Source organism: Maribellus sediminis (assembly GCF_011799805.1).
GTDB classification, from domain to species: domain Bacteria; phylum Bacteroidota; class Bacteroidia; order Bacteroidales; family Prolixibacteraceae; genus Draconibacterium; species Draconibacterium sediminis_A.
Map to the genome: position 1 here is coordinate 1 of NZ_WXUB01000009.1, position 13,983 is coordinate 13,983.

General features: G+C 40.5%; 5 protein-coding genes. 1 reads left to right on the forward strand and 4 read right to left on the reverse strand.

Features of this window, described 5'->3' with window-relative positions; translation table 11 throughout:
• Positions 1 to 2,009: hypothetical protein (locus HFD85_RS21555; protein WP_167614501.1), on the reverse strand; the 2,009-nt coding region annotated here is incomplete at its 3' end.
• An 816-nt stretch (positions 2,010 to 2,825) separates the two neighbouring features.
• Positions 2,826 to 3,461 carry a response regulator transcription factor gene (locus HFD85_RS21560; protein WP_167614503.1) on the reverse strand — a complete coding sequence of 212 codons (636 nt, stop codon included), beginning with the start codon at positions 3,459 to 3,461 and terminating at the stop codon, positions 2,826 to 2,828.
• A 1,868-nt stretch (positions 3,462 to 5,329) separates the two neighbouring features.
• Here HFD85_RS21560 and HFD85_RS21735 point away from each other — a divergent pair.
• Positions 5,330 to 10,573, forward strand: coding sequence for a PKD domain-containing protein (locus tag HFD85_RS21735; protein WP_206082056.1), 5,244 nt, complete (start codon positions 5,330 to 5,332; stop codon positions 10,571 to 10,573).
• A 179-nt stretch (positions 10,574 to 10,752) separates the two neighbouring features.
• On the opposite strand, the gene HFD85_RS21600 is transcribed toward HFD85_RS21735, so the two are convergent.
• Both HFD85_RS21600 and HFD85_RS21605 read right to left on the reverse strand, forming a co-directional pair.
• The gene (locus HFD85_RS21600; RefSeq protein ID WP_167614505.1) at positions 10,753 to 11,382 is read right to left on the reverse strand and encodes a helix-turn-helix transcriptional regulator; all 630 of its coding nucleotides are present in this window, start codon (positions 11,380 to 11,382) and stop codon (positions 10,753 to 10,755) included.
• 506 nt (positions 11,383 to 11,888) lie between these two features.
• Positions 11,889 to 13,983 (reverse strand): T9SS type A sorting domain-containing protein (locus tag HFD85_RS21605; RefSeq protein WP_167614507.1); only part of this gene is annotated, 2,095 nt, incomplete at its 5' end.

Sequence of the window (13,983 nt, forward strand, 5' to 3'; positions counted from 1 at the left end):
AATGTACCGCCATCGGCATTCGTTACTGCATTGAACAAATCAAAACCCGCAACGCCTGATGTACCTACCTCACAAGCTTCCAAATCCTGTACTTCCAAATCTGGATTGTCAAATACTGTCAGGGTTACCATCTCTTTATCAAAGCAAGTTGGATCGTCTGTATTTGAACTGCGAATCCAGAAGACAGAATCACCTATTGCGACTGTTACATTCTGATTGATTGTTGGAGTTCCTGCAACAGCGGCTGCTTCGGTAGCATGATAACTCAATGTGCCGCCATCGGCATCGGTTACTGCATTAAACAAATCAAAGCCCGCAACACCTGATGTGCCTACCTCACAAGCTTCCAAATCCTGTACCGTCAGATCTGGTGTATCGTATACCGTCAACGTTCCAAAATCGTCATCTGAACACCCTGTTCTTTGATGTGTGGCAACAACTTTAATGTTATCTACTCCCCCCATATCAAGAGAAACGCCATTAATGGTTAAAGTACTTACACCGTTAACTGTTGTAATAGTAGTATCACCTCCATCTGTTAACAAATTACCATTATGGTACCATTTAAAATCAATGACCTGTGTATTAAAATCAAGAGTCTCGGATGTTGCTGTTGCAGTAAAGCTAACGTTACCATCTTCGCATGCTTCATCATCAGTAACAGCTACATTAATATCAACCGTATTACCAAAACGAAGTGGACCAACAAAGTCCTTCTGTTCGGATGTAAATGTCCCTGATGAACGCGTTTTAACTATTAAGTTTCCTAAAAGATTAACACAGGGACTGTGATTTGGATCAAGTTCGATATCCAAACCCATAGCAGTCATATTAATACAAATCTCTGTCAACTGATATTGAAGAATATTATCCAATGAAACTTTACTTTTGGCCTCCAAACTGCCCCAAGGTGCAGCCTCAGTATCAGTAATATTAACTGTTGCCCACATATAATCATCTACACTACCTGATTTTGGTTCAATTTCGGCGTAACCGTATACAGTAGTTTCTTTTCCACCATCATCGTATATACCTGATAATTTAAAGGGAACATTTGGCAGCGTATTGAAATAAAGTCTAAATGCTTCAAAATCTGCAAAAGGCATCCCATCAAATACAATGTTCTGCGTTTGCATCCAAACGCGTACAGTATATACGGGATGAGTTCCACCCTGGTTAAAATCGATGGAAACAATAAGGTCGCCAGAAACATTAAAGGTGCCATCCGGATCAAACATCCATGCAACATGGCCGTCTTCGTCTCCTGAGTTAGTTAATCCAGAACCATCGTAACTCAATTCGTTACTTCGGTAAAATTCAAAATCGGTATGTGATGTTCCATCTGCCGAAATTGTTGAGGCGGCGCCATATGCAAATAACTCTTCGGTATTTAAATCCCTTCTTAAATAACCAAAAACATCAACGATATCATTTTTAGGTGGAGTTCCTCCAATTCCGAGGTTCCAGGAATAAGGGCTATCGTAGTTTTTATCCCTTGTTCCTGTAAATACTGAAGAATCTCTAAGGCTACCTTCAGAAATATTGTCGCGTGCATATACTGCATCTACCCATTCATAGTCACCAACCTCTGTCCACCGTGGTTCCGCCATCCTAAGTTCAAAAAAACTGTGCGCATTAACCCAGCTGTTTATGGTCGCCAAACCAGGTCCACCTTCTGATTCATGCCAGGCAATAACTCCTCGGCCACTGCCAGTATATGGAGGCGTGAATCCATCTACTGGTCCAAACCAGTCATCAATATTAGAATCATCAACATCCCCTTGAAGTTGAAAGTTTGCCCATACATCTGCGTCAACGCCAAAATGCGCTACTACAGCAGCATCAGCTTCGTACAGCGGTTGTGCGTACACAGAATTATTTACCATTAATAATGTTAATATTACTAATGGTGTAAGAAAGCATAGGCGCCAATATCGGAGCCAACGCTTTTTTTGTACAACGGATTGCATCTTTATGTAATCCGCAGGTTCATCGTAATTTTTTCTCATAATCTGATAATTAAGATTAATAAATGCCTTTAACACTTCATTATCAAATCATCCGAAAAACGACCATCTACGTCTCTGTTACAGGATTGGGATACAGGGTTTCCCCCCGGGGTACAAGTTCTCGCTAGTTGTCCTTTATTTTTAGGAAAAGTTACGGCGACTTTAACAGGAAGTCAATCGGTATTATTACGCATTTCTGCAAGGCAGAAGATGAAGATTACGTCCTGTTTTTCTAAAAGAAAACTTCTTAAGAATCAATAACAAAATACAGTTTTAATATTCAAACTCACCCTGATCCCGGGTGCTCGGGATTATCCCAATCTGCAAATAGCTACCCTTCTATACACAAATATTTTACGGGCAATCATTTCATCTCCAGGATTGCGGCGCAAAGAACTTGAAATCTCTGAACTGCGGGTAGATTGCGCCTTTCCATTGTACTGATCAATCCCACGGGTTGCAATCTCTATGTTCGTTTACCCGCGGTTATTATTGCATCACCCTTTCAGGGTGATTCTTTAAATGACACTGAAAGTGTCGAATGTGAATAACCCGGTGCGTCTGCCTGACGATAGTCAGGGAGCGCCGGGGTAAGTAACAGCCAACATCTCGTCCGGCGAAGAAAGTTGATTCGGGATTGTTGGTAATCCCGGACGAAACAATATTGACTATCATTTTATCAGACAATCAAAAAGATGTGTATAAAGGGTAGCTGCAAATAGAGAGGGAAATAAGGAAGAGTTAACTATAGGTGCAAATGTTACTTTCCTTTCTGTTGGTGATTGACCTGAATCATGATTGTTTTATTCTAATGCATTACACAAGCATATGATTTCGATAAGCATATCGGACCATGGCTGCCGTAGAGTCAATTTTTAGTTTTGCCAGGATATTTCGTTTATGGCTTTCTACCGTGCGTGCGCTAATGTTTAACCGGGTCCCGATCTCCTTGTAAGTCAATCCTTTTGAAAATAATTTCAGGACAATAACCTCCCTGTCGGAAAGTTTTTGTTCTTTTCTGGTTTGGCTTTTCCCATTTTGAATGGAAGCCTTAAAGATTTCCCATACTTTTTCACTAAAAAACTCACCTCCGTCTTTTAATGCTTTAATGGCACCAACCAGATCTTTACCGCTTGCATCGTTAAACACAAAACCTTTTACACCTAACCGTATATATTCTTCAAAACAATCGGAGTAATACTGACTCAGGATCAGCAAAACAGGAATTTTGGGGTAAGTACGTCTGATCTTTTTCAGCGATCGCATCCCCGAATTATCCCCGTGAATAACATCCAGAATAATAACATCGGGTTTATCATCTTTTATCTGTTTGAAAAGATGGTCGCAATCAGCGGCATGTATGATGATATCAAAACCGTTTGAATCCTTTAATAAGGACTGAATTCCATAAGCGAACAGGGCATACTTCTCTAATATGGCAATTCTACACATGGCGGTACATTTAAGGTTAGGTGAAATATGTTGATTCAAGAATTTCTCTTTTGAACCAACAATATTTCAACAAGCTTTCTTGCAATTCAAATAAAGTAAACTATACAATTTACTTTACCTGCAAATCAAACATCTTGAAAAGCGTTTCCGACTGTTGGTTTTTATAGAAAGGGACTCATTTTGACTTTGGATATACAAGTTACAACAATATCCCGCTCAGCGCAATACGTAATATCCCTTATCGCATGATCGGATACTACGTAAATAAACTGATATAATCGATTTTTGATTCATTTTTAAGAATGTCATTTTTTGAGTTGAGAGAAGAAAAAACCGTTGGAATTACAGCCCACCTAAATGCGAAAAAATCGCTCTGCGAAAACGTAAAAAACAACTTTGGAGGTATGGAAAGTTTGTAAGTAAGCTTACATTCCTTCACCCCTAAATCCCCTGAAGGGGACTTAAGCCCTTCGTCATCTGAAGTAAAGTAATCTCAAATTCTGAGTTTGGGAGAAGTCAGAAGAAGCGAATATCCAATAATTAATGCTCAATATCCAATATCCAACAGTTCTTCTTAATTGGAAATTCTACATTACGTTCCGTATCAGGTATCAAGGATCAATTATCGAGTAACGAGGAACAAGATGGCTTCGGTCTCCGTCAGCTGACGGATCCCTCGCCACAACAACGGTAGGGGGTGTAACCGGCAGCGGACAGAGACATTTTCCTTTAAAGGTGTTATTCATTGTCCGCTGCCATATAATTTTAACAGGAAAGGTCATTGCGAACGGAGTGAAGCAATCTCTTATAAGGCCGCCTTAGAATTTTTATCATGTATAAACTAAAAATTTGTAAGTAACCACACACAGTTTCTCACCCCTAAATCCCCTGAAGGGGACTTAAGCCCTTCGTCATCTGAAGTCAAGCAATCTCAAATTCTGATTTTGGGAGAACTCAGAAGAAGCGAATATCCAATAATTAATGCTCAATATCCAATATCCAACAGTTCTTCTTAATTGGAAATTCTACATTACGTTCCGTATCAGGTAGCAGGGATCAATTATCGAGGAACGAGGAACAAGATGGCTTCAGTCTCCGTCAGCTGAAGGATCCCTCGCCATGACAACTATAGGCATTATAACCTGCAGCGGACAGAGACAGTCTCTTCAAAAGATAAAACTCATTGTCCGCTGCCACACATTTCTCATCTCAAGAGTCATTTCGATCCCGAGTACTCGGGAGAAGCAATCTGTTATACTCATAAGTTTAGTCATTACAATCCCGTCTTGAGGACTTCAGACCGGAGTGAAGCAATTTCATATATCTATAAGTATCAATCCATTCGTTCACATATCGAGAACCTGGGATTGGGAGAGGCAGGCCGAACTGGCACAGTTATCCCTCTTCTTGCCAAAAATGTTGTTTTATCTGAACATAATGTCTTTACATAAGAAAGCAACTGTTCACAACTATTCTGTTTATCAGCCGATTATGGAAATTAATGAAAATATTTTTAGCGTCTATTTGGAATATCAAACTACCAGTAAATACTAATACTTTACAACTTTTTAAACAGTCCTGATCGTTTCTAAATCATTGTGTGTTAAAAAAATGGCTTGTTTATAAAAAAACGAACATCTACTTTGGTCTCCTGAACCCGTAATATAAAATCGATCAAGAGTTCATGGACGATTCAATTCCTGTATTCTTGTCGACTGAGAGAGTTAAATAGTTTAGTTTATTAATTAATTAAGTTGTGAGTAGAATTTAATTAAGGACATTTGTTTTACAGACAAACCCGCTGATTGTTTTTGAATAATCAGAATACAACAAAACAGGACCATTAAATCAAATTCTAGAGTTTTGTTATGAAAAAATCAGAGTTATTGGCATTGCTGATGCTAATGTTCATCGGTAGTGCGTTGTACGGTCAAACATCCGACAACAAATTCAAAATGGCAGGAACCAATCCGGTTTCCGTTTCAATCGATCAAACTTTTTCGAAGTCTGTTGAAATTTTTCCTTTTAGTAAAAATGAAAATTTTATCTACGGGCTCGATATCAGTGCAAATATTGAACTAAAGGACGATAATTCCCTGGTTCGGTTGGTATTAATCGATAGTAATTTTGATGAGTACCTGATCTATGAGAGTTACAACCTGCTGTTAGAAGAGGCAAGTTCGTTCTCAATAATAAATATTTGTGAGGAAACAGCTGTTCTGGATCGTGTAAAACCATACGCCATAAACATTGAGCTTGAGAATGCAAGTCTTGAACTTACAGGAATCAGTTATGCGACAGCAGTTGCTCCGGGCCTCGATGTAGCAAGTGTAAAAAAGGAAAAGAAAAAAGATCAGAACGAGGCGAAGATCAGGAAAATAAACAATAACCTGAAAAAGAAAGGTAGACATTGGGTGGCCGGAGAAACCAGTGTTTCGGAGCTTAGCTATGGCGAACGAAAAAATTTATACGGACAAAGCACCTTCCCAAATGGTTTTGAATTCTATTCCGGTGGTGTAATACAGGTTGGAAGTGAGGAATCAACCAGTACCACCGATGGCACGTTAAAATCAGCCACAACTGCAACTTCAAGTCCGTATGTTGATGAATGGGACTGGCGCGACCGGCATGGAAAGAACTGGATCACTTCTATTAAAAGTCAGTCAACATGTGGATCCTGCTGGGCATTTGCAGCTACAGGAGCTACAGAAGCTATGGCAAACCTTTACTATAATCAGCAACTAAATCTGGATCTTTCAGAACAGGATCTTGTATCATGCAGCGGTGCAGGAGATTGTGGAGGTGGGTACCCCAGCTATGCACTTGATTATATTAAGAATAATGGAATCGTTGATGAGGCAACATTTCCATATTCGGCCAGTGAGCAACCATGCACTGATAAAGGTAACAATGCGCAGGAAACCATAAAAATTGGAGGCAGAATAGATTTTGGATCGGATGCTTATCCTAAAACTGAAGATGTATTAAAAGACATGTTAATTAAAATGGGCCCACTAAGTAGTGGACAAGCTAATTGGGCACACGCTATGGTACTTGTTGGCTATAAAACCGTAAAAGAAGGTGATATTCTTTATTACAGGGATTTAGATTCAAATCGTGATTGGGTAGTTGTTGAAGCAGGAGATCCTTTAATCGGGAAAATAGTATGGATATATAAAAATAGCTGGGGCGACTATTTTGGGGATAACGGCTATGTATATACAGAAACGACTATGAATAATGTTGGTTGGACACATGCATTAATGACTCCTTTTTCCAGTATCAATAATTATCAAGTTAAGTGTGAAGACAGAGATGGTGATGGTTATTACTGGTGGGGACTTGGTCCCAAACCTGCTACATGTACAGGACCTGATACACCAGATGGGAATGATGCAGATCCAACTCTTGGCCCCCTGGATGATTTTGGGCATTGCATTGTAATTGGAGGTCAACCCCTGGCAAATTTTTCTTCTGATAATACCTCCGTTGTTGAGGGGGAATCAGTACAATTTACAGATTTTTCGGAAAATGCCTTAACCCGGGAATGGACTTTTAATGGGGGAACACCTGCCACATCTACCTCTAGTAGTCCTTCTGTTCAGTACAATGCTCCCGGAATATATGATGTAAGTTTGACTGTTTACAATAATGATAAATCTGACACGAAAACAATCTCAGGATACATAATAGTTGAAGAATACGGTTCTCATTACTGTGAATCAAATGGCGAGGCTTCGACCCAATGGATCGAATCTGTACAGTTCGGTTCACAGATTAATACTTCAGGTTCTTCAGGAACAGCAGGTTACCAGGATCTAACGAACTATACATACAATGTTGATCCGGGATCGGTTGTTACGTTTACTCTAACCCCGAATTTCTCAGGAAGGGAATATCTGGAAGTATGGAAAATCTGGATTGATTATAATGGAGACCTAGACTTTGATGACTCAGGTGAACTTATATATACAAGCCCTGTTACAAGTTATCCTGTTTCAAAAAGCACAACTATACCATCCAATTTAAATATCAAAACGCGTATGCGTGTTTCGATGAAACGAAACGAAAGTCCAACAGCATGCGAAATATTCTCAGAAGGTGAGGTAGAAGACTATACTATCCAAATTGGTACACCGAATGGTAATTCTCCAATTGCCAATTTCACTTCAACTTCAACTACTGTTGATCAAGGAGAAACTGTCTCTTTTACTGATGCATCCAGCAATAATCCAACATCTTGGTCTTGGACTTTTGAAGGAGGAACTCCGGCTACATCAACGGCTCAAAATCCAACGGTTACATACAGTACCGCAGGTAGATATAACGTAACGTTAACCGCAGGCAATGCCGATGGATCGGACACAAAAACAGTGACTGATTATATCCGGGTGAATGCTCCGGTTATTGCACCTGTTGCCAATTTCTCTGCAAATCAAAGCACGATTACAGAAGGTGAATCGGTTACATTTTCTGATTTGTCCACCAACTCTCCGACTTCCTGGAGTTGGACCTTTGGAGGCGGTACTCCGGCAACTTCAACTGTGCAAAATCCGGTAGTAAAATTTAATACACCGGGAACCTATAGTGTAAGCCTGACCGCAACAAATTCAGGCGGTTCAGATACTAAAACTGCGACAGGATTTATTACGGTGAATCGTATTCCTACACCTCCTGTAGCAGCTTTTACAGCGGACATAACCAGCATAAAAGAAGGAGAAAGCGTTTCGTTTACCGATCATTCGACCAATACACCTACCAGCTGGAACTGGACTTTTGCCGGTGGCAGCCCATCAACTTCAAGTGCACAAAATCCCTCAATTACCTATAACACAGCCGGTACATACGCAGTAACACTTACCGCTATAAATGGAGACGGATCAGATACAAAAACGATTACTTCTTACATTACCGTGGCTGCACCTGCTCCGCCAGTTGTACATTTCACGGCCAGCCAGAGATCGGTTCCCGAAGGAAACAGTATCAACTTTACTGATCTTTCGACCAACAATCCGGATGAATGGTACTGGGAATTCCCGGGTGGAACACCAGGCAGTTCGAATGAGCAGTATCCTGCGGTTGTTTATAATACGACCGGAACTTATAATGTGACCTTAACTGCCACCAATGCCGACGGAACTGGTACGCTGACATTAAATGGCTTTATTGAGGTTACCACACAACCGGTAATTACCTATCCTCCGGTTGCAGCATTCTCGTACAGTGCACAGACAATTGATGCCGGTGAGTCGATCTCTTTCACAGATGAATCGACAAATTCTCCGACAACGTGGTCGTGGACTTTCGAAGGTGGAACGCCAGCTGTATCAACCGCACAAAATCCAACAATTACTTACAACGCTGCCGGAACCTATGGAGTTAGCTTAACGGTTACAAATGACGACGGTTCCAATACCAAATCGCTAAGCGGAGTTATTACTGTAAATGAATCTGTAAATGTACCGGTAGCAGATTTCAGTTCGGATAAAATAAAAGTAAACGAAGGTGAATCAGTAAACTTTAGTGATAAATCGTTGAACAATCCGGCATCCTGGAAATGGGATTTTGAAGGTGGTAATCCGTCTACATCAAACGAACGCAATCCAAAAGTAACCTATAGCAATGCCAATAGTTACAAGGTATCATTAACTGTAACGAATGCAGCCGGCCAGGATATCAAGGTAATAGACAATTACATCCAGGTTGAACAAGTCGTGCCGGAATACTGTATCCCATCGCCTCTTGCAAGCGAAGAATGGATAACAAAGGTCTCGATTGGAAATACTGTAAAGACTTCGGGATCGAACGGAGGATATGCCGACTTTACGAGTACGGTATTTATGCTGGAATCAGGATCAAAAAATGCTATTGAGTTGGTGCCAGGATTTAGTTCACGCGATAAATTTGAATATTGGTCCGTCTGGATCGACTATGATCAAAATATGGATTTCACCGACGATGAGAAAGTATTCATTGCCTCAAAAAGCAAATCGTCGGTTAGCGGGTCAATCACAATTCCTGCCAATCTGGAACTGACAACCCGAATGCGGGTTGCTATGGGAAAATTGGATCCAACGGCATGTGGTTACACTGACCTTGGTGAAGTGGAAGATTATACTGTTCAGATTATGGCACCACAGCCTCTGGCACCGGTGGCCGAATATGCAGCCAATCTTTATACCATTAATGTTGGAGAGAGCATACAGTTTTCAGATATTTCAGCCAATAATCCAACATCCTGGGCCTGGTCATTTTCAGGAGGAAATCCGGCAACATCAACCAACCAGAATCCGACCGTAACTTATGCAAGTGCCGGGACTTACAATGTAACTTTCACCGCAACAAACAGTTATGGCTCAGACACTAAAACTGGTGTAATTAACGTGCTTGATCAGGGAAACGCTTCTTACTGTACACCTGTTAATATAAACAGTACGAGAAACTACATTGAAAGCGTTACGATCAATAGTACAGGTTATGAATCATTGACAAATGATGGGTACTCTTTATCGAATGTGACCATCGATATGATGCCCGGGCAAAGCCATGATATCACGCTCATACCATCACTTTATGACTCGCGTAATTTCTGGAGAATCTGGATCGATTTTAACAATGATGGAGATTTTGATGATTCAGATGAAACAATTTTGGCAGTTAATAATAGTAAAGGCGATGTGATTTCCAGTATCCTGATTCCTGACTATGCATATGGCATAGCCAGAATGCGCGTGAGTATGAAAACCGGAAAAACTCCTGCTGCCTGTGATGATGATTTTGAGGGTGAAGTGGAAGATTATGAGGTCTCCTTTGGAGGAGCTGCTCCGGGCTCATCAATGCCGGGCTCAAGCGCAGATCAGTTTGAGCCGGAGGATAAAACCTTCTTATCTGTTTATCCAAATCCGACTGAAAATAACGTAACCCTGCAGATTTCTGTTCTTGGAGATACGGATTCCTATGCGGTCTATAATTCAACAGGTGCAAAGATTATCGAAGACTTAATTACAAGTACAATGAGCACAATTGAACTAAGTAGTCAGCCTTCTGGCTTCTACTTTGTGGTAATAAACTCCGGAGGTCACCAATATTCTGAAAAAATAATTAAGAAGTAACAGTAGTAAGGGCACTTATTTATAAAGCAGGATTGTCTGAATATTTAAGACACATCCTGCTTTTTTATTTTCTTATCATAGTTGTCCGCTCCAAATCAATTAATGAAGAAAATTCATTCACACGAATGTCCGGGAAATGAATGTCCACTAGTTACTTTAAGACTATTGGTGAAGATATTCTAAATAAGAATATTATTCCGATAAGCGTACTTAACCATATCGGCTGTTGAATTAATTTTAAGTTTTGATAGAATGTTCCGTTTATGGGTTTCCACAGTGCGCGGACTTATACTTAATTCCGACCCTATTTCTTTGTAAGTCAATCCACTGGAAAAAAGCTTTAGCACAGCAACCTCCCTATCCGTTAGTTTTTGATGAACAGGTTTGTGCTTTCTCGTTTGGATTGAACTTTTAAAAATTTTCCAGACTTTATCTGTAAAGTATTCTCCTCCATTCATCAACTTTTTAATGGCGCGACGCAATTCATCCCTGTCGGAACTATTAAAAATAAATCCTTTAACACCTAACCGGATGTATTCTTCGAAACAGTCGGCATAACTTGCGCTTACAATCAGCAACACTGGAACATGCGGATAGATTCTTCGAAATCTTTTTATGGGTTTGAAACCGGAATTTTCATTGTGAATTATATCAATTACGATCACATCGGGTATGGAGTCATCAAGCTTTCTTACCAATTCTTCCTTGGTTTTCGCTAACACTACTTCGCACTCTTTTTCATTGCTCAGAATTGATGCTATTCCTGATCCAAGTAGAGTAAATCTTTCTAAAACTGCAATTTTACACATGACGATTGATATTAAAATGTTATAACACATTTACATCAATCTACCTAACTTTTGATATCCCTTATTTTAAATCACTACATCTGAATATACTGGATATAACCGTTAAACAGATTGTACATCTCACCAATCAACCCAATAAACCATCCATAAAATTGTTTTGTGATAGAAAGTGCTTTATATACGCAATTTACGTATAAAAGTTCATATAAGTCAATAAGTAATTCACGGTATATTTATTTGATGCAATTACGTAATAACTATTTTTTTCTCTATTAAGAAATAGATAAAACCTGTCTTATTTATACGTTCTCTGAATTTTTTTTGATTCTGAAAAGTAAGCTGAATATGTGAAATTGGGATGAATTCGTTGGATGAGCATACTGCTGCACTTTATAAAAGGAAGAGGCCGACGCTGACAGCCGGCCTCTTCTAAATTCCACTGAGGTATTATCCTCAACCTAAAGCAGAACACTTTAGTTATTTGATAAAAAATAAGGGTCAAATTATTATTTGTAAATAATTCTTCCAACCTGAACATCTCCATCCAAATCAAGACGGTAGAGGTATACACCTGAAACATCGTGATCCGGTTCGTAGAATACCTTGTTCATTTCACCAGCTATTACCTGGCGATCCAGTATCCGTGCAACACGCTGTCCGGTTAAGCTGTAAATATCAAGCGTTCCGTATGCATCTTTAGCAGATACAAATTCGAATGTTACTTTTTCAGTGAATGGATTCGGGAATACTTTCAGTTCTCCTACCTCTAATTCACCAACATCAGTGGTGATTTCAGCATTTTTCTTACCATTTCCTTTCGCTGCATATAACAATTCTACATTTTCAGATGATAGATTTGCTATTAAAGTTCTGTCTGTTTCAGGACAATCACAAGTAGGTATACAGACTACTGAATGGACAATTACAAAAATGTAATCGCCATCACTTACACCTGTCAAATCTACTACAAGTCCGGCCGAAGGAATCGCATTTTCCCAGACAACAGAATACTGACCAGGTGCAACTGTATATTCACCTTTATGCTTACCGTTTGTCCTCACTGGATACATTTCATAGCCAGCATAAATATGTGCTTCACTGATTACATAACCGTCCTCCAGATCATAAAAAACATGCATCGTGCTACCGTCAAAAGATAAGGTTACTGTTCCAACCCAGGTTCCTTTGCTCAAATCGCACTGCCCGGCACCTGCGTACACATCCATAACGTATACTGAATCCTGACCAACTTTAATTCTATTGGTCCATCCCCAACGGTTAAAAATGGCTGTATCCGGCTCATCCAGGAAGCATCTTGATCCAATGTCATCTGTCCATGGTGCATCACCAAGATCAGGTTCAGGCAATCGTCCAAATGCAGTTTCACAATCTCCTTCTGATTCTGTGAACCTGAATAAGGTATCCGTTGCCGTTGCAGAGTTTCCACAGCTATCTTCTGCATAGAAGGTGTAAATCCAGAGTTCATCACACTGATTCGGATCTGACGGATCCACCGCAACTTTATTCAATGACTGCAATGATGCATCACCGGTTCCTAAACAATCGTCGTAATAGGTTGCCGTAGCCTCCGGATCGGAGTTACAGGTAGAATCCTGAACAATGGTAATGGTAATAACAGGTGAGGTTGTATCAGGTTGTACAACAAAGGTTGCACTGTCAACTACATCAGCTTCACAGTCACTGCTTACGGTCCAGTATACTGTTACTTCACCACCACACTCATCCGGTGCTGTTGGATTTCCATCATCTATCGATGAATTACACCCACCGTCATAATCTACCTCTGCTAACCATCCGGCAAACGCAGATGCAACTTCTGATTCAGTAGCACAGGCGTCAATTGTATCATTGGCAGGTGGTGTAAGCGTTACAACTGGTGCTGCTGTTACCACAAACACTGCACTGTCCATTACATCCGATTCACAGTCGCTGCTTACAGTCCAAACTACTGTTATTTCGCCGCCACAGCTGTCGGGTGCTGATGGATTTCCATTGTCGATCGTGGAATTACATCCTCCGTCATACGATACACTGCCTAACCATTCACTAAAAGCTGATGCAATTTCTGCTCCCGTTGTACAGGCATCCAATGTATCATTGGCAGGTGGAGTAAGACTGACGGCAGGTGCTGCTGTTACTACAAACACTGCACTGTCCATTACATCCGTTTCACAGTCGCTGCTTACAGTCCAAACTACTGTTACTTCGCCGCCACAGCTGTCGGGTGCTGATGGATTTCCATTGTCGATCGTGGAATTACATCCTCCGTCATACGATACACCGTCTAACCATTCGCTAAAGGCTGATGCAATTTCTGCTCCCGTTGAACAGGCATCCAATGTATCATTGGCAGGTGGAGTTAGACTGACCGCCGGTGCTGCTGTTACTACAAACACTGCACTGTCCATTACATCCGATTCACAGTCGCTGCTTACAGTCCAAACTACTGTTATTTCGCCGCCACAGCTGTCGGGTGCTGTTGGATTTCCATTGTCGATCGTGGCATTACATCCTCCGTCATACGATACACTGCCTAACCATTCACTGAAAGCTGATGCAATTTCTGCTCCCGTTGAACAG